The sequence below is a fragment of the Microbispora rosea genome, assembly GCF_044460045.1.
Taxonomy (GTDB): domain Bacteria; phylum Actinomycetota; class Actinomycetes; order Streptosporangiales; family Streptosporangiaceae; genus Microbispora; species Microbispora rosea.
Map to the genome: position 1 here is coordinate 1 of NZ_JBITJO010000009.1, position 25,116 is coordinate 25,116.

Annotated in this window: 19 protein-coding genes; 6 read left to right on the top strand and 13 right to left on the bottom strand. The window is 71.0% G+C overall.

Translation table 11 applies throughout. The features are described from left to right. Both ACIBK1_RS30605 and ACIBK1_RS30610 read right to left on the bottom strand, forming a co-directional pair. On the bottom strand, window positions 1–2,205 hold a 2,205-nt coding region (locus ACIBK1_RS30605), incomplete at its 3' end, for a family 43 glycosylhydrolase (protein ID WP_396739144.1). Window positions 2,206–2,455: 250 nt separating this feature from the next. Continuing rightward, on the bottom strand, window positions 2,456–5,389 hold the full coding sequence (locus ACIBK1_RS30610) for a family 43 glycosylhydrolase (RefSeq protein WP_396739146.1): 2,934 nt from the start codon (window positions 5,387–5,389) through the stop codon (window positions 2,456–2,458). Between the two features lie 666 nt (window positions 5,390–6,055). Between ACIBK1_RS30610 and ACIBK1_RS30615 the strand changes: the two genes are divergently transcribed. Further along, on the top strand, window positions 6,056–6,862 hold the full coding sequence (locus tag ACIBK1_RS30615) for an SAM-dependent methyltransferase (protein ID WP_396739148.1): 807 nt from the start codon (window positions 6,056–6,058) through the stop codon (window positions 6,860–6,862). A gap of 73 nt (window positions 6,863–6,935) precedes the next feature. Here the strand turns inward: ACIBK1_RS30615 and ACIBK1_RS30620 are convergent, their stop codons facing one another. The 4 genes from ACIBK1_RS30620 to ACIBK1_RS30635 all read right to left on the bottom strand — a co-directional run bounded on the left by ACIBK1_RS30620 (window position 6,936) and on the right by ACIBK1_RS30635 (window position 9,624). Next, window positions 6,936–8,057, bottom strand: coding sequence for an FAD-dependent monooxygenase (locus ACIBK1_RS30620; protein ID WP_396739150.1), 1,122 nt, complete (start codon window positions 8,055–8,057; stop codon window positions 6,936–6,938). 203 nt (window positions 8,058–8,260) lie between these two features. Then, on the bottom strand, window positions 8,261–8,833 hold the full coding sequence (locus tag ACIBK1_RS30625) for a TIGR03086 family metal-binding protein (RefSeq protein WP_396739152.1): 573 nt from the start codon (window positions 8,831–8,833) through the stop codon (window positions 8,261–8,263). Further along, window positions 8,820–9,302, bottom strand: a complete 483-nt coding sequence (locus ACIBK1_RS30630; protein WP_030512543.1) for an SRPBCC family protein — start codon at window positions 9,300–9,302, stop codon at window positions 8,820–8,822. The genes ACIBK1_RS30625 and ACIBK1_RS30630 overlap by 14 nt, the downstream gene beginning before the upstream one ends. After that, window positions 9,235–9,624: a metalloregulator ArsR/SmtB family transcription factor gene (locus ACIBK1_RS30635; protein ID WP_396739154.1), complete on the bottom strand. Its 390-nt coding sequence runs from the start codon at window positions 9,622–9,624 to the stop codon at window positions 9,235–9,237. The genes ACIBK1_RS30630 and ACIBK1_RS30635 overlap by 68 nt, the downstream gene beginning before the upstream one ends. 254 nt (window positions 9,625–9,878) lie before the next feature. Between ACIBK1_RS30635 and ACIBK1_RS30640 the strand changes: the two genes are divergently transcribed. Then, a complete protein-coding gene (locus ACIBK1_RS30640; protein ID WP_396739156.1) occupies window positions 9,879–10,061 on the top strand; it encodes a cupin domain-containing protein in 183 nt (60 codons plus the stop codon). A 62-nt stretch (window positions 10,062–10,123) separates the two neighbouring features. On the opposite strand, the gene ACIBK1_RS30645 is transcribed toward ACIBK1_RS30640, so the two are convergent. Beyond that, window positions 10,124–10,831, bottom strand: a complete 708-nt coding sequence (locus ACIBK1_RS30645; RefSeq protein ID WP_396739158.1) for a sulfotransferase family protein — start codon at window positions 10,829–10,831, stop codon at window positions 10,124–10,126. Window positions 10,832–11,211: 380 nt separating this feature from the next. Here ACIBK1_RS30645 and ACIBK1_RS30650 point away from each other — a divergent pair, with 380 nt between their 5' ends. Then, on the top strand, window positions 11,212–13,578 hold the full coding sequence (locus ACIBK1_RS30650; protein ID WP_396739160.1) for an extracellular catalytic domain type 1 short-chain-length polyhydroxyalkanoate depolymerase: 2,367 nt from the start codon (window positions 11,212–11,214) through the stop codon (window positions 13,576–13,578). A 113-nt stretch (window positions 13,579–13,691) separates the two neighbouring features. Here ACIBK1_RS30650 and ACIBK1_RS30655 read toward each other — a convergent pair whose 3' ends face one another. Further along, entirely contained in the window at window positions 13,692–14,240 is a 549-nt protein-coding gene (locus ACIBK1_RS30655; protein ID WP_396739162.1) for an XdhC family protein, read from the bottom strand. Between the two features lie 179 nt (window positions 14,241–14,419). Here ACIBK1_RS30655 and ACIBK1_RS30660 point away from each other — a divergent pair, with 179 nt between their 5' ends. Continuing rightward, window positions 14,420–17,473, top strand: coding sequence for an MGH1-like glycoside hydrolase domain-containing protein (locus ACIBK1_RS30660; protein WP_396739164.1), 3,054 nt, complete (start codon window positions 14,420–14,422; stop codon window positions 17,471–17,473). 91 nt (window positions 17,474–17,564) lie between these two features. Here the strand turns inward: ACIBK1_RS30660 and ACIBK1_RS30665 are convergent, their stop codons facing one another. Further along, window positions 17,565–18,650, bottom strand: coding sequence for a helix-turn-helix domain-containing protein (locus tag ACIBK1_RS30665; RefSeq protein ID WP_030506708.1), 1,086 nt, complete (start codon window positions 18,648–18,650; stop codon window positions 17,565–17,567). 99 nt (window positions 18,651–18,749) lie between these two features. Here ACIBK1_RS30665 and ACIBK1_RS30670 point away from each other — a divergent pair, with 99 nt between their 5' ends. Together ACIBK1_RS30670 and ACIBK1_RS30675 are read left to right on the top strand one after the other, a co-directional pair. Then, the gene (locus ACIBK1_RS30670) at window positions 18,750–20,015 is read left to right on the top strand and encodes an MFS transporter (RefSeq protein WP_051761415.1); all 1,266 of its coding nucleotides are present in this window, start codon (window positions 18,750–18,752) and stop codon (window positions 20,013–20,015) included. 516 nt (window positions 20,016–20,531) lie between these two features. After that, complete coding sequence (locus ACIBK1_RS30675; RefSeq protein ID WP_396739167.1) at window positions 20,532–22,298, top strand: serine/threonine-protein kinase; 1,767 nt, start codon at window positions 20,532–20,534, stop codon at window positions 22,296–22,298. A 21-nt stretch (window positions 22,299–22,319) separates the two neighbouring features. Here ACIBK1_RS30675 and ACIBK1_RS30680 read toward each other — a convergent pair whose 3' ends face one another. From ACIBK1_RS30680 to ACIBK1_RS30695, 4 genes are read right to left on the bottom strand one after another with little or no spacing between them, the layout of a single operon-like run. Beyond that, the gene (locus ACIBK1_RS30680; protein WP_396739169.1) at window positions 22,320–22,619 is read right to left on the bottom strand and encodes a DUF6510 family protein; all 300 of its coding nucleotides are present in this window, start codon (window positions 22,617–22,619) and stop codon (window positions 22,320–22,322) included. A gap of 1 nt (window position 22,620) precedes the next feature. Further along, window positions 22,621–23,316, bottom strand: coding sequence for a ferredoxin reductase (locus ACIBK1_RS30685; protein WP_396739171.1), 696 nt, complete (start codon window positions 23,314–23,316; stop codon window positions 22,621–22,623). Next, window positions 23,309–23,908, bottom strand: coding sequence for a sulfite oxidase-like oxidoreductase (locus ACIBK1_RS30690; protein WP_030506703.1), 600 nt, complete (start codon window positions 23,906–23,908; stop codon window positions 23,309–23,311). Before ACIBK1_RS30690 ends, ACIBK1_RS30685 begins: the two co-directional genes overlap by 8 nt. Before the next feature lie 57 nt (window positions 23,909–23,965). Beyond that, window positions 23,966–25,057 (bottom strand): winged helix DNA-binding domain-containing protein, encoded by a 1,092-nt coding sequence (locus ACIBK1_RS30695; RefSeq protein WP_396739173.1) that lies wholly within the window; start codon window positions 25,055–25,057, stop codon window positions 23,966–23,968. Window positions 25,058–25,116: the final 59 nt, after the last annotated feature.

Here is a 25,116-nt window from a genome sequence, read left to right on the forward strand (position 1 = left end):
GGTCAGCGTGATCGTCGCCGGAACGTCGGAGTCGTTGACGGCGGTGACCGCAACGTACGCCGAGGTGCCGATGCAGCGGGAGGAGGCGGTGACGGCCAGCTTGACCTCCGGCGAGGACGCGGCCTCGAACGACCAGGAGTCGACCTCGAAGAGGTCCGCCCCGTCGGGACCGGCGTAGGTGAAGTACACGTCGTGCACGCCCGTGACGCCGTCGAGCTGGGCGCTCAGCTTCGTCCACTCGCCGAGCGGCGCGTCGACGGGAATGGTCGCCACCACGGGCGAGGTGCGGCCGTCGAGACGAACCTGGATCTTCCCGCCGGTCGCGAGCGGACGCACCTTGGCGGTGACGCCGGTGGCGCCCTCCGTGCCGAAGTCGACCTTCGCGAGCGACGTCCAGTCGCCGTTGTCGATGTCGTGCACCACGAGGTTCGGAGCCTGCGCGCCGAACTCCTCCGACCCGCCGTCGACCTTCTTCGTCGCGATGCCCTGCTGCCAGGCGATCGTCTCGGCCTCGATCACCCGGTAGGGGTCGAGGTTGCGGATCTGCTCGACGCCCTTGTAGTCGCCCTTCACCTCCTTGATCGTGCCGTCGGCGTTGAAGTCGAGCTTGGCGAGGTGCGGGCTGCGGAAGCCCTGGGTGGCGCCGCCCGTGATGCGACTGTTGAGCGTCTGGGCGTGGTAGGTGAAGTAGTACTGCCCGTCGAGCTGGAACACCGACTGGTGGTTGTTGCCGCCGGCGCCGAAGTAGGTGCCGGGGTTCTTGAAGATGATGCCCTTGTACGTTTCGGGGGTCCAGGGGCCCATCGGGCTGTCTGCCATGAGGTAGGCGATCGCGCCGGTCGGCGGGCCGTTGGGGTCGATCGCACCGCCGAAGCCGAAGTTCGACGAGTACGAGTAGTAGTACTTGCCGTCGCGCTTGAACAGGTGGCCGGCCTCGAACACGAGCGGCGCGTCGATGACCTCCGCCGAGCCCTCCGTGCTGATCATGTCGTCGCCGAGCTTGATCACGCGCGTGGACTTCGGGTGGTTGGTGTTCTCGGCGCTGCGCGTGCCGTCGTCGCCGCCACCGCCGAACACGAGGTAACCCTGGCCGTCGTCGTCGATGAACACGCCGGGGTCGAAGAGCCAGTTCTTGCCGTTGGAGGCCCCCGGAGTCGAACTCGTGATGAGCAGGCTGCCGCGCTCGTCGTGCCACGGGCCGACCGGCGAGTCGCCGACGATGACGCCGGAGCCGCCGCCGTTGTTGGCGAAGTAGAGGAAGAACTTTTCCTTGCCGTCGACGACCTTGCTCTCCATGGCGGGCGCCCACGAGTTGCTCGCGTAGCGGGCGACCCCGCTCGAGCCCGCGACCGGGATCTCGCCGTGGTCGACCCAGTTCATGAGGTCGTCGGACGAGATGACCGTGATCGTGTTGATGCTGGCGTAGGTGTTGGTCGAGGAGACTCCGGTGGGACCGGGCTTGTACTCCTGCGTGTCGTTGGTCATGTAGATGTACACGCGGCCGTCGTGGACGAACGCGTTGCCGTCCGCGCCGAACTTGTGCGAGATGAGCGGGTTGCCCTCGCCGGGGTTCTTGCCGAGCGCCTCGATGGTCGTCGACGGCACGAACTCGGAGACGGACACGTCGTCGACCTTGAAGTCCATGAGGTGCGTGTCCGGGGCGGACGCGGGGTCCGACGTCCAGGGCGTCTCGATGAAGAGCCGCGCGGTGGCGACGCTCTGCCCGGCGGGGATCGTGAACGTGCCCTGGATGAGCCCCCACTGCCCGCGCGCGACCGTCACCGTACCGACGTTCGTGTAGGTGCCGCCGCCGTAGTGCATGGTGGCGAAGAACTGCTTGGTCGCCGGGCTGTTGGGGTTCTCGTACTTCACCCGCGCCGTGACCGCGTACGTCTTGCCGGCCTGCACCTTGCCGGACAGGTCCTGCATCGGGCCGGAGCCGGTCGTCTTGCGGTTGGTGACGAGCACGGCGCTCGACCCGCCGTAGGCGTCCGTCGTGGCCGACAGCGTCGCGCCGTCGGTCGCGTTCCCGTTGTTGACGAACCAGCCGGAGAGGCCGTCCTCGAACCCGCCGTTCACGATGATGTTGGGTGCGGCGGCCTGGACCGGCCCCGCCGTCGCGGCTACCGCGGCGCCCAGCAGGGCGCCGGCCATCGCCATGGCGGCGACCCGTCGCCGGGTCGTCCTTCGAACACGCTTCAACACGAAATATCCTCCTTGGCCTCAGACTTTTCTGGGGACATGGACGCCCCGGAGCGGGTCGGCTCACTGCGATGGGGATGAGCGGCCGCACGCCCCGGCGAATCGCGCAGATGCGCGCGACTCGTTCATGGGGGGGGCGGGGCCGGCCGGCTGGCCGGCCCCGGGTTGTGCTCCGGCGGCGTCCTCGTCGTGGTGACCGTGATCACCGCCGGTGGTGGTGCGGCCGGCGGCAGCCGGCCGCCGTGTACGCGACTCAGCGGCAGCTTGCCGCGGTGTAGCCGGCGTCGTAGGACGAGGTGACCTGCTTGCCGTCGATCGTGGCGGTCGCCTTGACGGTGACCGTGCCGGCGTCGATCTGCCCGGCCCGGGTGTTGAAGGACTGGTAGGCCTGCTTGCCCGGAGCCACGTCGGCCACCGTCCTGGAACCGAACGGGGTGTTCAGCTCCACCGTCGCCGGGACGTCACCGTTGTTCACGGCGGTCACGGCGACGTACGCCGAGGTGCCGATGCAGCGGGAGGAGGCGGTGACGGCCAGCTTCACCTCCGGCGAGGCGGCCTTGAGCGTGCCGAGCCGGGCCAGCTGGTAGCTGAGCGCCCGCTCCGGAGCGTCGATCTGGTTCTGGGTGCCGAACTCACCGGCCCGCGCCGTCTTCGCGTCGTCGAGCGCGGCCTGCACGCCGGCCCAGGCGTCCGCCGGGTAGTCGCCCTCGTCGAGCGTGCCCGCGTAGGCGATGGCCGCGTCGAGGGCGCTCGTGTCGAGCGCCTTGTTCTGCGCGGTCAGCGTGTCGCTGAGCTTGTAGTAGTCGAAGTCGACGTGCCCGCCCTTCTCCTTCGTCGCGTAGTCGAACAGGCCGACCCGGTGTCCCATGAAGTGCGAGAGGCTGCCGTCGAGCGTCTGCGGGCCGACGCGGCTGCCCAGCTGGGTCCACCGCAGCCCGTCGAGGCTGTAGTAGAACGTCGTCCACAGCTGCCCGGCGGGCGAGCTGAAGTCGAGGTCCGCCTTCACGTACACCTGGGTCGCGTCTCCCAGCGGCACCGTCGTGCCGGACACGAAGTTCTCGATCGCCGCCTGGTCGATGTCGACCGCGAACGGCTGTCCCCGGTTGACGACGCCCAGCGTGTTCTGGCCGTCGACGCGCTTGACCGCCACGTAGGAGAACCCGCGGTTGTAGGCGGCCAGGCCGGCGACGTCACCGTTCTTCATGCCGGAGATGTCCATCCTGGTCTCGACGGACTGCCGCGGCCCGAACGTGCGCTGCGACAGCGTGTTCCGCGCCTCCTCGAACCAGGTCAGCTCGTCCTTGCCGGAGAGCTTGCCGTAGACGTACTTGCCGGTGACCACCTTGCCGGTCGTCAGCCGCAGCCATCCGTCCCGGTCGGTGAGCGACCAGTAGCGGTTGTCGGGGGCGTGGTTCCACTCCCACGCCGGGTCGAGCCGCGACCCGTTGGGGGCGATCTCCTCCTTCGAGGGGGCCTCGATCGTCACCGGCTGACCGACGACCGAGACGTCGTCGACCAGGTAGTCCACGCTCGACGACGCCGGCTGCGGGTTGGCCCACGGGGTCTCGACCGCGAACTTGAAGTTGTCCACGTTCGCCGTCGAGGGGATGGTGTACTGGCCCGTCACGGTCGTCCACTGCCCGGCGGGAACGTTCCCGGACGCCATCGTCTGGACGCCCGCGCCCCAGTCGGCCACCAGGTTGAACCGGATGCTGCTCGGGCCCGAGGTGTACTTGATCTTCGCCGACACGGTGTAGGTCACACCGCGCTGCACCTTGCCGTTGAGGAACTGGTTCGGCCCGGAGCCGTTGAGCGTGCGGTTGCTCACCTTCAGCGCCGCCGAGCCCGCGGCCGGGTCGGTCGTGTCACGGCTGATCGTCGCGCCGTACTGCGTGCCCCACGGCGAGACCGCGTCGGACTCGAACCCGGGGTTCTGCAGGAGTTCGACACCGATGAGCGAGTCGTCGTACGCGGGCGGGTCGGGGATCGTCCACTGCTCGTCCATGTACGGCCTGTGCGGCGCGTCGTTGGCGAAGTCGTCGGAGGCGACGATGCTCTTCTGCTGCTCGAACGTCTCCTCCTCGGGGCTGAGCTCGATCGGCTTGGCGAACGCGCCGCCCACCGGCACGACCCCGTTGGTGCCGAAGGTCGGCCAGCCGTCCTGCCAGGTGGCGGGGATGAGCGCCGGGGTGCGCCCGATCGGGAAGTTGTCGCGGAAGAACATGCCGTACCACTCGGTGCCGCCGTCGCGGGAGATCGGCACGAGGCTGCCCTGGGCGAAGCCGTTGGAGTTGAGCACCCCGCGGGCCTCGTAGGTGTTCGTGCCGTCCGCCGACGTGTAGCGCCCGAGCAGGTCCTTCGAGCGGAACATGGCGACCTGGCGTCCCTGCCCGGACGGCCAGGTGATGATGACCACGTAGTAGTAGCCGTTGATGTGGAAGACCTGGGCGCCCTCGAACAGGCCGCCGATGAACGGCTTGCCGGCGTAGTCGTTCGCCGTGAAGATGTTCGGGAAGTCCTTGTCGATGCCTGACATGTCGGACTTGAGGCGCACGGCACTCGTATTGCCCGAGCCGTAGAAGATGTAGGCCGTGCCGTCGTCGTCGAAGAACAGCGACGGGTCGTGCAGGCCGCGGCCGAGCGGTGTGCGCGTCCACTTCCCGTTCTCGACGTCGTCGGTGCTGTAGAGGTACGCCCCGCCGAGGTTGTTGGTGTTGAAGACGACGTAGAACTTGCCGTCGTGGTAGCGCAGCGACGACGCCCACTGGCCCTGGCCGTACGAGTTCTGCCCGTTGCGCAGGGAGAACGCGTCGCCGATGTCCGCTCGGTCGAACACGTAGTTGACGATCTCCCAGTTCACCAGGTCGTACGACTTCATGATCGGCGCGCCCGGGCTCAGGTGCATCGTCGTGCTGATCATGTAGTAGACGTCCCGGTGCTCCTTGCTCTCCGCGGCCGGAACGCGTTCAACGCTGATGTCGGGCACGTCGGCGTTGGTGATCGGCACGGTGTAGGTGCCGTCGCCCTTGTCGGTCGAGGTGTACGACGGCTTCGGCGACCACCCAGCGGAGGCGTTCGCCGCACCACCGTGGGACACGAGACCGCCGCACACGAGCGCGGCGGCCGTCGCGAGCGAGATCCTCCGGATCCGTCGGGGGACCGCCGAGGATCGGCGATTTTCGGGCACGCGAAACTCCTCTGATGAGCGATGTCAGGCAATGCCTGACATTGGGGGGTGTGGGTTCGGAGTGAGCGGTCGGCTGGAGGGCGGGCGAACGGCCGGCCCGCGGAGGAGGGCTCGTCCCGGGCCCGGCCGGCATGGCGGTCCCGGCTGGGAGGAACGGAGCGCGCGGGCTCGCGGTGAAGGCGGGGGTCCTACCGGTTGTGCCGGGTGCGGAGTGGGATGGTCACCTCGGGCCCATGGGTGGGGCGGCCGTGAGGTGAACGCTCGTGAGGGGGCCGTGTTCGTATGGGCGGGTCGGCGCGAAACCCTCCCGGGGAGGGGCGGGGTGAGCCGCGGCGGGGGGACCGCTTCTCATCAGGGGGGCTCCTCGGCTGTTAGCGCTAACATTTGGGATTGCAGGTAGATGACGGCGATGTTTCGTGAACGTAGGTCGGGAGGGCGCGCACTGTCAAGAGTGGGAGACGTCCACCGAGGTCGGTAACGTACTGTCCGTAAGTCGGGAAGCTGCCGTATCGGCACGTCAAGGAGCGCTCTAAGAAGGCGGATAACGGATTCGTCTACCGACATCCCCTTCATGCCGCTTTCTAGCGTTTGGTGACAAATTGGTGACGCGTCTTCCCCGTCGCGATCAAGGCCGTACCATCCTTGATGTACGACGAGGGGAGTGTTGTGGACGAGCGTAAGGCGCCCGCGGGCGTCGACCCGTTTACGCCGAGCGTCGCCCGGATGTATGACTACTACCTGGGCGGCAAGGACAATTTCGCGGCGGATCGCGAGGCCGCCGAGAAGATCATCGAGATCCTGCCCAACCTTCCCGACATCGCCAGGGAGAACCGCGAGTTCCTGATCCGTGCCGTCACGTACCTCACGCGGCAGGGCATCCGCCAGTTCCTCGACATCGGCGCCGGGCTTCCGACGCAGCGCAACGTCCACCAGGTCGCCCAGGAACTGGCTCCGGAGTCGCGGATCGTCTACGTCGACAACGACCCGATCGTCCTCGTCCACGCGCGGGCCATCCTGGCCGAGAACGAGCGGGTGCGCGCGATCGAGACGGACATGCGCGACCCCGAGGCGCTGCTGCGGCATCCGGAGGTCCGGGAGCACATCGACTTCTCCCAGCCGCTCGCCGTCCTGCTGCTCGGCGTGCTGCACTTCGTCCCGGACGACGACGAGGCCATGAAGATCGTCGCGGCGCTCCGGAATCCGCTCGTGCCGGGCGGCTACCTCGTCGTGTCGCACGGCTCCCTCGGCGACCTGAGCGAGGACCAGGAGGAGGAGGGCCGGAAGGTCTTCAGCCGGACCTCCGTCCCCGGCACCACCTCCCGGTCGTACGACCAGGTCCTCGCGTTCTTCGACGGGCTCGACCTGGTCGAGCCGGGAGTGGTGCCGCTGCACGAGTGGCGGCCCGACACCGACTACCCCTACGTACGGGAGGGCAAGGCCGGCGCGCTCGGCGGTGTGGGCCGCGTCCGCTGACGCCTGGGCGGGACACCCGGCTCACGGGAGAGCGGGCAGGTGGCCCCGCCACGGTCCGCGCGTCCCCCCGTGATCAGGGCCGCTCGGCCAAGAGCGCGCTGATCCGGCCGGCGAGGCCGGGCACGTCGGCGTCCGGGGCCGGATTCAGCTGCCAGTCGGCGAGCTGCAGGGACGCCTCGACCACCGCCTTCGCCCGTTCGTGACGGCGGTCCATGTACGCGTCGAACAGCGACTGGTCGAGCCGGTCGGCGGCGAGCAGCAGCTCGGCCAGGACGGCGGCGTCCTCCAGGCACTGGGCCGCGCCCTGGGCGAGGGTCGGCGGGCAGGCGTGCGCGGCGTCGCCGGCGAGCACCACACGGCCCCGGTTCCACGGCCGGTCCACCAGCAGCGACTCGAACCACGTGTAGTTGATGCGGTCGGGGTCGGTGATGTCCTCGCGGATCTCGTCCCAGGCGCCGCCGTATCCCTCGGCGAGGGCTCGCATGTGCGCGACCTTGTCACCGATCGCCTCCCGGGGCCTGGCCTTGTCCACCAGGTAGGCGTACATGGTGTCCGGGCCGGTGGGGCAGTATCCGGCGATGAAACAGGGGCCTCCGTAGACGAGGTCGGTGCGCTCGACCCCGGCGGGGCGGCGGGTGTGCACGCGCCAGATGCCCATGCCGGTCGGCCGCGGGGCGACGTCGATCCCGATCAGAGCACGCACCGCCGAGCGGATGCCGTCGGCGCCCACCACCAGGTCGTAGGCGTCGCTGGTGCCGTCGGACAGCCGCACCTCCACCTGGTCGCCGGTGTCGGTCAGCGCCTCGGCGGTCACCCCGAACCTGGTCCGCGCCCCGGCCTCGCGCACGGCGTCGGCGAGGATGGCGGCCAGTTCGGGGCGGTTCATACCGAGGGTGGCCGGCAGGCCGGGGCCGCCGATCCGGGCGTCGGGGATCTCCGTGAGCAGCGTGCCGTCCGGGGCGCGCAGCCCCAGCGAGTCGAACGGGAAGCCCGCGGCGGCGACCCGGTCCCACAGCCCGAGGTCGCGCAGCACCCGCAGCGCGTTGCCCTGCAGGGTGATGCCCGAGCCGAGTGCGCTGGTCCCCGGCTGGATCTCCGCGATGTCGACGGTGACACCGGCGCGGGCGAGCGGGATCGCCAGGGCCGACCCGGTGGTGCCGCCGCCGACGATGAGGACGTTGCCTACTGCTGGCATGACGGTCTCACTTCATGACGAGGGAAATGACAGGAGAGCAGACCACGTCCTTGATCGTAAACGGAGCGGCGGCGAGTGATCCTGGCGGTCCCGGTACGCACACGAAGGGAGAAGCGGCGAGAGGCCGGGCCTCAACCTCGGGGTCGAACCCGGCGGCGGAGGCGGCGCGGTGGCACGGGGCCACAGGTCAGGGGGCGTACGGGTCACCGCTCCGGCCAGAACGGGTCCCTGCCGATGAAACCCAGCAGTCTGGCCTGGGCGTCCGCATCGCCGGGCACCTCGATCCGGGCGCCGAACTGGCCGGAGTCGCGGATGACCTGCTCCATCTGCTCCATCTCGGCGAGGAGCCGAGCGCAGAATTCGGCGTCCAGCCGGTCGTCCTGGCCGGTGGCCCTGGCCAGGTCCCACGTGTGCATGAACACGTCGGCGGTGTAGAACCGGTCGATCGCGGTCGCCAGCGGCAGGCTGCCGACGTGGGGGTTGGCGAGTTCCCGGTGCGCCGTCTCCGGATCGTCCAGCACCGCCTGCACGCCGTCACAGTGGACCTGCCACGCGGCGACCGGGTTCTCGTCCACCGGCGGTCCGCAGGGCAGCGCGACACCGGCGCCGGCGGCGAGAAACCCGGGGAACCATTCGGTCAGGTGGCGGACGACATCACGGGCGGCCCAGCCGGCGACGGGGGAGGGCGCGTCCCAGGACCGGGTGCCGCGGACCCGTTCGGTGAACAGTCCCGCGACCTGCCGGTGCCGCTCGGCCGGGCGGTCAGACAGCGCCATCGCTGAGCACTCTCTCCAGCTTGGCGTAACCGTCCTCGACCCCTACCTCCATACCGCTGCGCAGCCACGCGTCGCGGCTTTCGAAGCTGTCGACCAGCGACTGCGCCCGCAGCCGCGTACGGCCGTCGCCCAAGTCGTCGAACCACAGCGTCTCCAGTGCGACTCCGTCGGGATCGCCCTCGAACGTGAAGGTCTGCACGATACGGTCCGGCCGTACCTCGTGGAAGCAGCCGTGAAACCCGTACTCCGTGCCGTCGTGCACCGAGACGTAGCGCCAGCTGCCGCCGGTGCGCGCCTCCCAGTGCTCGATGCGGGTGACTGTGGTGTCGGGACCCACCCAGCGGGCGAACAGCGCGGGATCGGTGTGGGCGCGGAACAGTTGCTCGGGCGTCGCCTCGAAGTCACGCGTCATCCGGATGACCGGCAGCGTCGTGTCGGCCTCGATGGCCGTCTTTGTGATCCTGTCCATGCTCGTCTCTCCTCATCTCGGCGATGACGGCGTCGAGGCGGCGGTAGCGCTGCTCGGCGCGGTCCCGGTGGAGCTCGATCCAGGTGTCCATCAGGTCGAAGGCGCGGACCTCCAGGCGCACCGACCGGGGCTGTGGCCCTCGCGGCCGGCTGACGAGCCCGGCGTCCTCAAGCACCCGCAAGTGCTTGTAGACGGCCTGGAGCGTCATCCGGTAGGGCTCGGCCAGCTGGCCTACGGTCGCGTCGCCCTCCGAGAGCCGGACGATCATGTCGCGCCGGGTCGGATCGGCGAGGGCGGCGAAGATCCGCGACAGCGCGTCCATGGTTTCCGCCCCCCTTAGTTTCAACCCAACGGGTGAAAGGATCGTAGACCGTGGACCGCCGTATGACAACCATGTGGTTGAAAGCGCTGCTCCTGCACCCTTTATGTCAGTCGGCCGGCCCGATGCCGCCGGGGGCCTCACGGCGTCGAGCCGCTCGTCTTTCCCGGCGGCCATCAGGGCCTGGCGCTCGACCCCGCCGCCTGCGCCGATATCATCCACGCGGTCCTCGCCCGGCCGCGCTGACCAGGGCGGGTGTGAGCACCGACACCGAGGCGGACGAGGTCTTCGTCGTGCTCCACGGCAGCGCGACGATCGAGGTCGAGAACGGCCCGGTGCTCGACGTCGGCCCGGGCGACGTCGTGCTGATGCCCGGTGGCGCGCGCACGGTGTGGACGGTGCACGAGACGCTTCGCAAGGTGTACGCCGTGCGCCCCTGATCACCTCGCAGCGTCGCGGCGAACGTTCGACGTTCCACCGGCGAACGGAGGGCGGCGCGCCGTCAGCCTCGGAGTGGGAAGGGGACGTGGACGCGGCCCTCGGTCCGCATGAGCTCGAACGTCCTGCGGATCGACGCGGCGTCGTTGAGGTGCGGGAACGGGACGCCGGGGGGAGCGGCGACCCCGAGGAAGGCGCACAGCGGTCCCCATCCCTCGCGCACGTCGAAGACCAGAAGCCGTTCGGGGGGAAGGGCGGCCGGCACCGCGGCGACATGCCGGTGGTAGGCCCCGACGGCCCGCTCCTCGTCCGGACTGTGACCGGGCCGCCAGTCCTCACCGAAGACCGACCCGCTGATCCGCTCGAAGAGCGGCCGGAGGCTGGTCATGGCGGCGACGACGGGCCGGATGCCCTCGGGCACCTCGTCCTCCCGCAGCGGCTCGCGCGGGCTCAGCGAGCCCAGCATGCGGAAGCTGGCGTACCAGCTGTCCGGGTCGCGGACGGTCAGGACGACCTTGGCGTCCGGATAGGCCTGTGCCAGCTCCCGCCAGAAGAAGCTGGCGGGCCAGTCCACGCAGGACCGGAAGCCCTCGAAGACCCTCTCCCAGTCGGCCGCCCCCTCCGAGCAGACGGGCAGCCACCGTTCGGCGAGCTCCGGGCGGAGCAGGACCTCGAAGGTGTGGTAGCAGGGCCCGAAGCCGAGCAGCTCCAGGGCCGCCTTCGTCGACGTCGTTCCGGTGCGCGGAAGTCCCGCGCCGATGACCTCCAGCATGTCCAGGCTCCCGTCGTCGCCCCCGCCGGCTGACGCGGTAGACCATGCCCGCCCGCCGGGTGTTCTCACGGCGCGCTCGCATCCCCGCGGCGTACCTCCTTCGTGGATCTGACAATATTTCGGCGTTTCTATGAAACTTTCCAATATCCGCGACCCCTGAACGGCGGGGCACGCCTCTGACGTCCTTCTCTTCTCGGCCGCGAAGCATCCGGTGATCAGTGGCTTGAGTCGCCAGAAAGTTTTAGGCACGCTTCGGAAACATTCACGTCGCCGGTCCGGTGAGGGTGTGGCGTCCGCAGCCTGCGAGCAGTACGGGAGCCCGGCCCCCGGGCGCCATGGCCACGCCCCCGGTCGGCGCAACCGGAGGAAGGACAGCTCACGTGAGACGACGCATCGTGGCCTTGCTGGCCGCCGTGCTGATGCCCGTGGTCGCGGCGACCACGTTGCTGGTCACCCAACCGGCCGCCGCGGCCTCGCTGACACGGGTGACCAGCTTCGGCAACAACCCGAGCAACCTGAACATGTACATCTACGTGCCGGATCGGGTGGCGGCCCGGCCCGCGCTGCTGGTCGCCGTCCACTACTGCACGGGCACCGCGTCGGCGCTGTTCGGCGGATACTTCCGCGACTACGTGACCGCGGCCGACCAGTACGGGTTCATCATCGTGTTCCCCGAGGCCACGCGCAGCGGGCAGTGCTTCGACGTGTACTCGCCCCAGGCGCTGAGGCGGGGCGGCGGCAGCGACCCGGTCGGCATCATGTCGATGGTCGACTACGCCAAGTCGCGCTACAACGTGGACCCCGGCCGCGTCTACGTCAGCGGCGTCTCCTCCGGCGCGATGATGACCAACGTGCTGGCGGCCGAGTATCCGGACGTCTTCGCGGCGGGTTCGGCATTCATGGGCGTCCCGGCGGGCTGCTTCGCCACGACCGACGGCTCCACCTGGAACAGCCAGTGCTCCGGCGGGCAGAGCATCAAGTCCGCCCAGCAGTGGGGTGACCTGGCCCGTTCGATGTACTCCGGCTACGGCGGCTCCTATCCGCGCATGCAGCTGTGGCACGGCACCAACGACACCACGCTCGCCTACCCGAACTTCGGCGAAGAGATCAAGCAGTGGACCAACCTCAACGGCGTCAGCCAGACGCCCGTGTCCACCGACAGCCCCTCGTCGGGGTGGACCCGCACCCGCTATGGCAACAACAGCACGCAGCCTCCGGTCGAGGGCGTCAGCGTCTCCGGCCAGGGACACTCGCTGCCCCTCAACGGCATGATCGCCTACGCGATCAACTTCCTGGGCCTCAACAGCACCACGCAGAGCTCTCCGTCGCCCTCTCCCTCGCCGTCACCGACGCCCTCGCCCACGCCGTCTCCCACTCCGCCGAACAGCCCGTCGCCGAGCCCGTCGTCCGGCCCCACCGGGGGCCCGCCGGCGACCACCCTCGGCGCGGCCGCGGCCCGCAGCGGCCGTTACTTCGGCACCGCGATCAGCGCGAGCAAGCTGGGTGACTCGAACTACACGACGATCGCGAATCGTGAGTTCAACATGATCACGGCCGAGAACGAGATGAAGATCGACGCGACCGAGCCGAACCAGGGTCAGTTCAACTTCACCAACGCCGACCGGATCTACAACTGGGCGACGCAGAACGGCAAGCAGGTGCGCGGGCACACGCTGGCCTGGTACTCCCAGCAGCCGGGCTGGATGCAGTCCCTCAGCGGCAGCGCGCTGCGCCAGGCGATGATCAACCACATCAACGGGGTGATGGCCCACTACAAGGGCAAGATCCCGTACTGGGACGTGGTCAACGAGGCCTTCGACGACAGCACCGGCGGTCGGCGCGACTCCAACCTGCAGCGCACCGGCAACGACTGGATCGAGGTCGCCTTCCGCACCGCGCGGGCCGCCGATCCGGCGGCCAAGTTGTGCTACAACGACTACAACATCGACAACTGGACCTGGGCCAAGACCCAGGGCGTCTACAACATGGTCAAGGACTTCAAGCAGCGCGGCGTGCCGATCGACTGCGTGGGACTGCAGGGCCACTTCAACAGCGGCAGCGCCTACAACAGCAACTACCGCACGACCATCTCCAGCTTCGCCGCCCTCGGGGTCGACGTGGCCATCACCGAGCTGGACGTCGAGGGCGCCTCGGCCACCACCTACGCCAACATCGTCAACGACTGCCTGGCGGTCTCCCGCTGCGTCGGCATCACCGTGTGGGGCGTACGCGACAGCGACTCCTGGCGCTCCAGCCAGACCCCGCTGCTGTTCGACGGCAACGGCAACAAGAAGGCCGCCTACACCTCGGTCCTCAACGCCCTCAACAACGCCTCACCCAACACCTCGCCCAGCCCCACCCCGCCGGTCAGCCCTAGCCCCAGCCCGACCCCGCCCGTCAGCCCGAGCCCGACCCCGCCGGTCAGCCCGTCTCCCGGCACCTCGCCCCAGCCGGGCGGATGCAGCGCGACCATGCGTACGGTCAACAGCTGGCCCGGCGGCTTCCAGTCCGAGGTCACGGTCAACGCCGGCAGCTCGGCACTCAACGGCTGGACCGTGAACTGGAGCTGGTCCGGCTCTCCGTCCATCACGCAGCTGTGGGGCGGCCTCAAGTCCGGCTCCGGTGCTTCGGTCTCCGTGCGCAACGAGTCGTGGAACGGCACGCTGCCCGCCAACGGCACCACCACCTTCGGGTTCACCGCCAACGGAAGTCCGGAGACGCCGACGCTGACGTGCAGCGCCTCCTGACCGGTGACACCGTGATGACGCGCTCCTGACCAGGAGGAGCGTGCAGGGGCACCCCCGCCACCCGCGGGGGTGCCCCGTCTGTGTGGCGGGCCGCCCGTGTGTTCGGCAGGAGGTCAGTGCGCGAAGCCGCCGGGCCTGCCGTTCCTGTCGGCGATCAGACCGGCAAGCGTTGCCACCGCGATCTCCGGAGGCGTACGCGAGCCGATGTTGAGCCCTATCGGGCGGTGCACGCGGGCGATCTCCCCGGGTGGGACGCCCAGCTCGGTCAGCGCCCGCACGTGCGGCCCCTCGTGACGGGGACTGCCCATGATGCCGATCCAGCGCGTGGGGCTGCCGAGAACGTCACGCAGTATCGGCCCGATCTCCGCGCGGTGATGGTCGGTGACGACCACGTCGGCCGTGCCGTCCAGGTGGTCGCCCACCTCTCTCACCACGGGGACCGCGCCCGCGGAGAGGCCGCCGAGCCCGCGGTCCGGGTCGGGTTCCAGCAGGATCGGCCGGAAACCCAGCTCCACACCGAACCGCAGCAGGTGATCGGCCACCGGAGACGCGAACACCGCCACCAGCGTCCGCCCCGTCTCCTCCGGCCGCCCCGCCTCTTCCGGCCGTACGTGGCCGTGGGCTGCCGCGCACGCGGGGTCCTCGTCATGGCTGTGGCTCATGCCCGCAGTCTCTCAGCCGGGGGCCGCGGGACGACGCCCTCGGCCCGCGCCCCTTCGGAAGCTATTGCGTTTCGTCCACAATTGGTCAAGACTGAGCGTTAACGATCAGATTCGGTCGCCTACGGCTCGTGAAACGCGACCGAACCTGAGCGATTTCGCCTGCCGTCACCCTCCTGAGAATGCTGAGAACGTCCGAGGTGACCATGAGACACGCCGTCGCGATGCTCGCGACGCTCGCGGCGCTGGCCGCGCCGACCACCCTGATCCCCGCCCCGGCCGAGGCCGCCCACGCCCAGGCGCCGCCCGCGGTGTACCCGGAGGTCGGCAGGGGCACCGCCTTCCTGGACCACGACGCGCTCGTGTCGGGCTACGCCGAGCCGGAGTGGTACAAGGCCAACATCCCGTTCCTGGAGGTGCCCGACCGGGAGATCCAGGACGTCTACTACTACCGCTGGAGCACGTACAAGCGGCACATCCGCTACACCGACTCCGCGACCGGCGACGTCATCACCGAGTTCCACAACCCGCCCGGATACTCCGCCCCGCTCGGCGGCATCGTCGCCGCCGCCGGTCACCACGTGTACGAGGGGCGCTGGCTGCGCGACACCCGCCCGATCGACGACTACCTCACCTACTGGCTGCAGGGACCGGGCGCCGGCCCCAAGCCGAAGGAGGAGTACCTCAACAAGGACACCGACGACTGGGCGCACCAGTACTCCTGGTGGGCAGCCGACGCCGCCTACCAGCGCTATCTGGTCACCGGCGACGCGTCCTTCGTCGAGGGGCTGCTGCCCGACCTGGTGCGGCAGTACGACAAGTGGGGCGGCCAGTACGACAAGAAACTGGGTCTCTACTGGTCGGTGCCGGTGTGGGACGCGATGGAGTACACCGCCTCCGCCTACGAGACCGACCCGGCCGATCCCTACCACGGCGGCGCGGGCTATCGGCCGACGCTGAACGCCTACCAGTACGGCGACGCCAGGGCGATCGCCGCCATCGCCACCATGGGCGGCGACAAGGCGCTCGCCGAGAAGTTCGAGAAGCGGGCGGCGTCGCTGCGGGACGCGCTGCACCGCTACCTGTGGGACCCGGAGCGGTCCTTCTTCTACCACAAGGCCCGCGCCGACCTCGACCCCCAGCAGCGGCTGGTGTCCACCCGGGAGCAGATCGGGTTCGTGCCGTGGGCGTTCGACATGGCCGAGCCCGGCACGGAGCGGGCGTGGGCGCAGCTGCTCGACCCGCAGGGGTTCGCCGCGCCGTACGGGCCGACCACCGCCGAGCGGCGCAGCCCGCTGTTCATGCGTGACGCGCTGAACGGCTGCTGCCGCTGGGACGGGCCGAGCTGGCCCTACTCCACCTCGACGACGCTCACCGCGATGGCCAACCTGCTCGACGACTACGACCAGGATGTGGTCACCCCCGCCGACTACTACACGGTGCTGCGGGGCTACGCGCTCACCCAATACAAGGACGGGCATCCGTACGTCGCCGAGGCGCACCACCCGGACGAGCCGCGCTGGATCTACGACTCCCCGGGCCACAGCGAGCACTACAACCACTCGACCTTCAACGACCTGGTGATCAGCGGCCTGATCGGGCTGCGCCCGCAGAAGGACGGCACGGTCGTGCTGAAGCCGCTCGCGCCGGCCGGGTGGGACTACTTCGCGCTGGAGAACGTGCCCTACCACGGGCACAACGTGACGGTCCTGTGGGACCGCGACGGCAGCAGGTATGGCCAGGGCGCGGGCCTGCGCGTCTACGTGGACGGCAGGCAGGCCGCCAAGCGGGCAACGGTCGGCGAGCTGACCGCCCGCGTGCCGGCCGCCGTGGCCCCCGGCCGGTCCTCGCGGCCGGACGACGACGCCGCCAACCCGTACGGCACCGGCTACCCCAAGCCGTTCGCGTCGTACACCAACGGCATCGACAACGTGTGGGAGGCCGTGGACGGGCGGATCTTTTACGACGACGTCCCGCACAACCGGTGGACCAACTACCGCTCGCCGAACGCCGAAGACCATCTCGGCGTGGACTTCGGCGTGCCGACCCGGGTGAGTGACGTGCGGTTCTACGCCTACGACGACGGCGGCGGAGTGAAGGCCCCCGCGTCGTACCGGCTGGAGTTCTGGGACGGCGCGGCGTGGCGCGAGGTGTCGGACCAGACCCGCACGCCGGAGCGGCCCGTGGGCGCCGCGCTGAACCGCGTCACGTTCCCGGCCCTGACGACGACCAGGATCAGGCTGGTGTTCGGCAACCCGCCGGGCGCGTACGTCGGCGTCACCGAACTGCAGGCGTGGTCACCCGCGGCGGGCGACACCTCGGTGGACGTGGCCGTCGCCGGGCAGGCGAGTGCCGGCGTGCCCGCCGAGGTGACCACCACCTTCGCCAACCGGGGACGCACGCCCGCCACCCGGGTCACGTCGTCGCTGGCCGTGCCGCCGGGGTGGTCGGCCGAGCCGGTCGGCAGCCCGCGTGCCCCGGTGGTGCGGCCGGGCGGCGAGTTCACCGTACGCTGGCGGGTCGCGCCGCCCGCCGGGACCGCGCCGAGCCCCGGCGCCCACCCGGTGCGCGCCATCACCGAGTACGCCGGGTCGGCGCGGGCCGTGAGCCCCTACGGCCAGGTGACCGTGGGGCTCGACCCGGACTCCTACGGGAAGGTGGACATCGAGGACGACTTCGCCGCCGACACCTCGGCGGGCTACACGCTCTACAAGCCCGAGGGCGGCGAGGCCCTTCCCGCGGTCACGGCCGGCGGCGGCCGGTTCGCGGGCGGCGGCACCCAGCCGTTCTTCGGCCTGGCCGCCGGACCTGCGGCGCTGTCGTCGGCCGACGCGATCAGCGTGGTGACGGCGGGGGAGTTCGCCGGCACCGGCAGCCCGGAGGACAGCGTGTTCGTCGGCTGGGTGAAGGACGCGGGCACCTACGTGACCGCCTGGTACAACAACACCCGCAAGCAGTCGGGGATCAACGTGCGGGTCGGCGGCCGGTTCCTCGACACGCCCGGCGACGCCCAGCTGACCCTGAAGCCGGGCGACCGGTTCGCGCTGGCGCTGTCCGGTGACACCATCACCTCCTTCGCCTACACGGGCGGCCAGTGGCGTCCGCTGCGTACGGCGGACATCGGCGGCACGCTCGCCACCCCGCAGGCCCGCGAGGGCTTCCGCTACGGCTTCGGCCTGCGCGGCACCTCCGGCACGATCGCGGTCGCCGGCCTGGAGGGCCGCGCTTCCCCGTAGTGCGGGCCGCAGGCGAAGGACGCGCGCCGACACCGGCTGACGGCGCCCGATGGCTTCCGCGGCTTCCTCCTGCGTGGCAGACCGAAGCTACTCAGCGCAGTACGGCCGTCAGCAGGTCGGCGCCCAGCGCCGTCAGATTGGGCAGATTAACGGCGTAACGGACATAACGCCCCTGCCTTCGGGCAGTCAGAAGGCCCGCGCGGCGAAGGACAGCGAGGTGGCGGGAAACCTCCGGGGGCGAAAGTTCCCACGCGTGGGCCAGCTCACCGGTGGTGTGCGAGCCGCGGGCCAGGGTGCGCAGCAGCCGCAGCCGTACCGGATGCGCGAGTGCCTCCAGCCGTAGCGTGACCGTCTCCAGCGATACCAGCTCCGATGGACCGGCCTCGGCCACGGGGTACTGCACCACCGGCTGCCACCCGGGCGCGTGGACCACCACCAGGTGCGGGCGGCCGAAGACGCTGGGCAGGAAGGTGACCCCGCTGCCGAGGGCGGCGGTCGCGTTGTCCTGCAGCTTGTCCACGATGATGCAGTTGCCGTCCGGCGCCAGGGTCACGGCGCTGGAGACCGATGCGAGTGCCGCCCCGATGCCCTGGCGCTTGAGCAGGTCGTTCTTCAGGCGCAGGTCGGTGGCGAGCTGCACGGCGACGCCCGCCCAGGCGGCGTCGAAGAAGGCCTCAGCGCACTGTTCGAGTGTGTGACGCACCCGCGCCCGCACAGCGGCCGGGTCCGCGAGCAGCCGTTTCGCGAAGGCCTCCTGAAGCGCGCCGCGGGCCTGGGCCAGGTCCAGGGCCCGCTCGCGCGCCGTCGCGTCGGCCAGCGGCGACGGCGCGCCGAAGTGGACCCGGTTGCTGCCGCACGTCGTAACGAGCGCGGCGGTCACATAAGCTTCGTCGTCGATCCGGTCCACATCGTCCAACTCCTCGGCGAGGGTAAGCCGAGGCCGGGCGGGGACCAGGAAGTCGGCTCGTGAGGAACGCCAGAGGAACTCCGCCTCCCGCAGCCGTTCGGCCAGCTCCGGCTGTATCCCGGCCCAGACATCCCCGGCCCAGCCGGCGAACTGCGGGTGATGCCCGGGTTCGGCCAGCACGTGCAGCATCGCGGTCAGCTCGGCCAGCGGGGAGGCAGCGAACCGCAGTCGCCCGGGCGGCAGGCCGCCGATGTCGATCCTCAACGCCATCCACCCATAATCGCTGGTCGGATGGCCGACGATCGCGTCGATTGACGGTGTCCGTCAATCGACACAGTCGGCCCGGCGGCCGAACGCACTGTTGACGCCATGGCAACCATCGCCAAGATCCGGCCGCGTGCCCTCGTCCGTGCCTCCGGAGGCCCCCGCTACGCCGTCGCCCTGGCCGTGGACGCGCTCGGCACCGGCCTGCTGCGGCCCTTTCTGCTGCTCTACGGGGTGATGGCGCTGAGGCTGTCCGCGCCGGTCACCGGCATCGCCATGACGGTCGGCGTCGTCATGGGTCTGGTGTGCATGCCCGCGGTGGGCCGATGGCTGGACCGGGGCGCACGCAGCACCGTCGTGGCGGCGTCGATGCTGGTGCGGGTGCTGGGCGTGGCGCTGCTGCTGGCCACCCCGACGGGGAACGTCTGGCTGTTCGCGACGGCGGCGCTCTTCCTGGGCATCGGTAACCAGGCATGGCCGGCCGCCCACGCCGCCCTCGTGGCCACGGTCGCCCACGGTCGCGAACGCGACGCCGCCCTCGCGGGAGGCCGCGCCCTGCGCAACGCCGGTCTGGGCGCGGGCGCCCTGCTCGCCACTGCGTGCCTGGCGGGCGGCACCACCGCATTGCACGCGTTGGCAGCCGTCACGGGGCTCGCCTATCTCGCTGCGGCATCCTTGGCGTGGTCGGTCCATGTGCACGCTCACCCGTCCGCTGCCGCGGCCACGACTAGGGACGACGAGACCGCACCCCGGATGCGCGCGCTGCTGGCCGCCAACGTGATCTACGTCTTCTGCCTCAACGTCCCCGAAATCGCGCTCCCCCTGGTCCTGGTGACGCAGATGCACGCCTCTCCGGTGTGGTCGGCGGCCATCTTCGTGGCCAACACGGTGCTGGTGGTCACTCTGCAGGTTCCGGTCACCGTCCTGATGTCCCGTTTCCCCCGGCGGACCGTACTGGCAATCGCCGGCGTGGTACTCGCCGCGTCCTACCTCGGCTTCCTCGCGGCCACCTCACTGGGACACGGTTGGGGCGCCCCAGCTGTCGCCGTGGTGTCCGTGGTTTGCACCATCGGCGAGATCATCTACGCCGGCAGCGCCACCGCGCTCGTCGCCGCCCTCGCCCCGGCCCATCTCCTGGGACGCGCCCTCGCCCGTCTTCAGCTCTCCACGGGCTTCGGCCTCGCCATCTCCCCGGCGGTCATCACCGCTCTCGCCTCCAACGACTCGACCACCCTCTGGGGCAGCCTCACCGCTGCGACGCTCCTGTCCGCCTCCGCCGTCGCCACCGAGAAGGATCAAGGGTCGAGCAGAGCGGGCCTGCCCGTAGGCGAGACGAGCAAGGCCGGTGTCCGGGTACGTCGCGGGGGCTGACGACTTTGCCCAGCCCGGGGCGGCGGTAGGTGACGAACACCGGTCCGCGAGTGCGGCCTTTCGCCGGCCGGGGCAGCAACTGAGCGGTATCCGCATGCCGTACACGGGCACCAGCACCCGCAAGCATTCGGGCATCAACGTGCGGGTCGGCGGCCGGTTCCTCGACACGCCCGGCGACGCCCCGCTGACCCTGAAGCCGGGCGACCGGTTCGCGCTGGCGCTGTCCGGTGACACCGTCACCTCCTTCGCCTACACCGGCGGCCAGTGGCGTCCGCTGCGTACGGCGGACATCGGTGGCACGCTCGCCACCCCGCAGGCCCGCTCGGGCGCCATCCGGACCGGGCGAGCCGGGGGATGCCGGACAGCCGGGCAGGGCGGTGGCGTGGAGGGCGCCGGTCCTCGTCGCGGCGGACCGCCGGGCATCCGTGCGGTCGCGGTTTGGCGGACCGGCCATGTCGCCGATCTTCCGGCGGGATACTGGAAGTGCCGTCCATGCCCCCGACCCCCCGGAGAGTCATGCCGCAGCCCCTGGAGCCGAGCGATCCCGCACGACTGGGCTCCTACCGCATCACCGGCAGGATCGGCGAGGGAGGGCAGGGCGTCGTCTACCTCGGGGAGGCCGAGTCAGGCGACCTCGTCGCGGTCAAGCTCTTCCACGCGCGGCTCGGCCAGGACGCGGCTCGCGCCGACTTCACCCGCGAGGCGGAGCTCGCCCGCAGGGTCGCCCGGTTCTGCACCGCTCAGGTGCTGGAGTCCGGCATGGACGGCAGCCGGCCGTACATCGTGAGCGAGTACGTCGACGGGCCTCCGCTGAGCCAGGTGGTGGCCGTGCGGGGGCCCCTGTCGGGCGGCGCGCTCGAACGGCTCGCAATCGGCACGGCCACCGCCCTGGTCGCCCTGCACGAGGCCGGGGTCGTCCACCGGGACTTCAAACCGCAGAACGTGCTGATCGGACCGGACGGGCCGCGCGTCATCGACTTCGGGATCGCCCGCGCCCTCGCCCATACAAGTACGATGACCAGCCAGATCGTCGGCACGCCCGCCTACATGGCGCCCGAGCAGCTCGCGGCCGGCGAGCTCGGCTTCGCCCTCGACGCGTTCGCCTGGGCGTCCACGATCGCGTTCGCCGCCACGGGCCGCCCGCCGTTCGGCGCCGACGCCATCCCCGCCATCATCAACAGGATCCTCAACCAGGAGCCCGACCTGGAGGGGATCGAGGCGCCGCTGCGCGACCTGCTCACGGCCTGTCTCGCCAAGGACCCGGGACGGCGGCCGGCCGCGCGGGAGATCGTCGACCGCCTCGTGCGCCCGCGCCACGACGCGCACGCCGCGCCGGAGGCGGCGGTCGCGCCGGGTACGTCGGGTGGGCCGGGTGGGCCGGGTGGGCCGCTCGCACCTGCGGCGTCGGCCGAGCCGGGGCCTGCCGCGCCCGCTGTGCCGGGCACGCCGGTGTCACCTGCCGCCGCCACTGGGCCGTCCGCATCGGCGGCAGCCGCCTCGGCCGGCGTGCCGTCCCAGGCGTCCGGGCCGGTTCCTGCGCCGGTTCCTGGGCCGGTCCCTGCGCCGGTTCCTGGGCGGGTTCCTGGGCCGGTTCCTGCGCCGGTCCTTGGGCCGGACACTGTGCCGGGACGCGGCCGGCGCAGGCGGGTGCGGGCCGCCGTCGCCGCCGTGGTCGTGGCCGTGGCGGCCACGGTCGCCGCCGCGATCGCGCTGCTGCCGTCCCTGCACCTGCCGTTCGCGGGGACCGGCGCCCCCGCGACGCAGCGAGCGGCGGCGGTCGGCACGGACCCGGCCGCCTCGGCGGACACCGTCGGCGGCCCGTCCCCGTCCGTGGCCTCGTCGCCCGCCGTCCCCTCGCCATCCGCCTCGCCCGCCTCCTCACACCGGCCGCGGGTGCGCCGGTCCACAGCCGGGCCGGACACCACCCGGCCGGCCCCGACGAGGACGGTCACCACCCGGCCGGTCGTCCGTCACTCGAAGACGTCCGCGCCGGTCCCCGCCGATTCTCCGGCCGCGAAGCCGGCGAAGCCCTCGCCCACGCCAGCCAAACGGGTCGTGGAGCTGGGACCCGGACACTTCACCGACTACTGCGTGAGCCTCGGCTGGGAGTGGGTCGAGTACCGGGAGACGCCCACGCCTGGTGAGTACTGCATCAAGCGGAAGGGCGACACCATGTACCTCACCCAGAGCCGGCTCGACGAGGGCTGCCGCTGGCGCTATCACGACCCGAAGGCCTTCCACCGGTTCAAGGGCAAGTCGAACTACTGCTACATCTACCGCTGACGACCTCGCCGCGCCGGGTCCTCAGCCCCCGTCCGTAGCGACAGCGCCCGGGTTCGCGCCGCCCAGCGGGATGCGCAGGGAGACGGCGCCGCGCAGGTCGAGCCAGGCCGCGTCGGGGCCGCGGACCAGGCGCAGCACGACCTCTTCGCATCCCGGGCAGCGGGCCACGAGGCCGGGGGCCCGGTCGTACACGCGCAGGGCAGCCACCGGACCGGTCAGGCCGCAGGTGGCGCAGCGGCTGACGGCGGCCGAGACGTCGGCCATGAAGATCTCGGCCAGCGGACCGGCCAGGGCGTTCCCGTCGAGGTGGTCGGTCTGCATGTCAGTCTCCCGTGGGGCCGAAGCGTTCGGTCTTGATGCGGACGGGGTCGTGGCCGAGCTCCACCAGGAGCGCCGCCGCGGCCTCCACGAAGCCGGTCGGCCCGCACACGTAGCAGTCGGCCTCGCCGTACGGGCCGAGATCGGCGGCGGTGAGGCGGCCGGGCGGCCGCGGGTGCCTCTCCGGGGCGCGGCGCGTGTAGGCGAGTGAGACCGACACGCCGGGATCCGGCCGCGCCAGCTCGTCGGTGTAGTAGAGCCGCTCGGGCGAGCGCGCGGCGTAGACCAGCCGGAACGGGGTGTCCGCACCGGCGGCGCGGCGGGCTCTGATCATGGCCATCAGCGGCACGATGCCCGCGCCGCCCGCGACCAGCAGCACCGGCGCGGGGCCGTCCGGGCGCCAGACGAACCAGCCGCCCACCGGACCGCGCAGCTCCAGCTCGTCGCCCGGCTCCATGTCCAGGGTGAGGTACGGCGAGACCTCGCCGTCGGGCACCCGCTGCACGGTCAGCTCCACGCCCTCGGGCCCGGCGAGGGAGTAGCTGCGGCGGGCCGAGTAGCCGTCCTCGGCGGTGAGCTTGACGTCGACGTGCTGGCCGGCCAGGTGGCCCGGCCAGCCGGGCACGTCGAAGACCAGCGTGCGGGCGGACGGGTTCTCGTCGCGCACCTTGACCAGGCGCGCGACGCGCCACCTAGTCATCGGCGTAGCGCTGCTCGCGCCACGGGTCGCCGTAGTTGTGGTAGCCCGCGGTCTCCCAGAAACCCGGCCAGTCCTCGGTCAGCAGCCGGATGCCGCGCACCCACTTGGCCGACTTCCAGAAGTACAGGTGCGGCACGAGCAGCCTGGCCGGTCCGCCGTGGCTCGGTGTCAGATCCTCGCCCTCGTAGCGGTAGGCGATCCACGCCTTGCCGTCCAGCAGATCGTCGAGCGGCAGGTTCGTCGTGTAGCCGCCGTACGAGTGGACCAGCGCGTAGTCCGCCGTCGTCTCGACGTCCTCGAAGAGCACGTCGAGGGAGACGCCCCGCCAGGTGGTGCCGAGCTTGGACCAGCTCGTCACGCAGTGGATGTCGACGGCCGGCTCCTCGTACGGCAGCGCCGTCAGCTCCCGCCACGTCCACCGGTGCGTCTGCCCGGCCTCGGTGTCGATCGTGAACTCCCACCGGTCGAGCGGCACGTGCGGCGTGGGCCCGGCCGACAGCACGGGGAAGTCCTCGGCGAGGTACTGGCCGGGCGGGAGCCGGTCGTCCTCGCCTCTGCGTCTTCCGCGGAACCCGCGGGTGAAGGTGCTCATCGGAGGATCGTAGAGTCCGCGGGTTCTCCCGCTCCGCCCGGGGGCGGGGGAGACCCATCAGGTGGTCAGACGGAGGTCGTGTGCGGCTCCGGGCGCGGCGAACTCCAGAAGCCGGGCGCCTTCCGCCTCGACCTCGGCGCGTTCGGCGGCGGACAGCGGCAGGAAAGAGCCGATCTCCAGAGTCGCCGACGTCCTGTCCGTGTGGAGTTTCCACGCACCCCCCACTTGGCCGTCCACGAGGAAGGTCGCGCGCATGCCGTTGCGGGTCGTCACGCGTCGGCGGGCTTCGTCCGAGATCACGCGGGTGCGGTCAGCATGGGAGGCCAGCAGGTTGTCGTACTCGGGCAGGAAGCGAACCGGCGCGGGGGCGTCGGCGCAGGGGCGCGGCGCGTCCGGCAGGTCGAACAGCTCCACTCCATGCTCGTCGCGGAAGACGGCCAGCCGTGGCCGCAGCCGCTCCAAGACGGCATGCAGCCGGGTCAGACCCGCCCACGTCTGCACGTCCTTGACCGAGGCCGGGCCGAACGCGGCGAGGTAGCGCAGCACGATCCGTTCGGGGTCCGGCGCCGGTGCGGGCGGGGTTCCCGTCCAGGTCGCCGCCGTGGCGTACCGTGTGGCACCGCCGACGCCCCAGACAGCGCGCGGCGGCACTTGGACCAGCGGCACCAGGTTCCGCACCACTGTGGCGAGCGCGCGGGGCTCGCGGCCGGGCCACCGCTCGTTCAGCGCCTGCCCGAGCTCCTTGGGAGTGAGGTGCCGCTCGTCGAGCAGGACGCGCCCCGCCTTCGCCACGGCCGCGCGGTCCAGACCGGCCAGGGCCTTCTTGAACGCGGTGTCCAACTCTCGGTCGAGCGCAGGCTGGACCCATGTCCGCAACGAGCGGTATTCCGCCGCCGTGACCAGGTGGACGGTGCTGCGCATCAGCGCGATCCGCACCAGCCGGCGCCCTGTCAGCGTGTCCGCCAGGTCGTCGGCGCCGAACCTCTGCAATCTGGTCCAGAGCCCGAAGTAGGGCGCGTACGGAGCCTGCGCCTGCATTCCGGCCAGCCGCGTGATCGCCTCCTCGGGTGTCGCGTCGGCCCGCTCCGGCAGCATCTGGCGGGCCAGCAGCGCTCGCCCCAGTTCGCGCCGCTTCAGCACCGGTGGCATCGTGGCCTCCTTTCGGTTGCCGGGGCAGGGGGCGGCGGTTCTCCGTCCCCTGGCCCGAT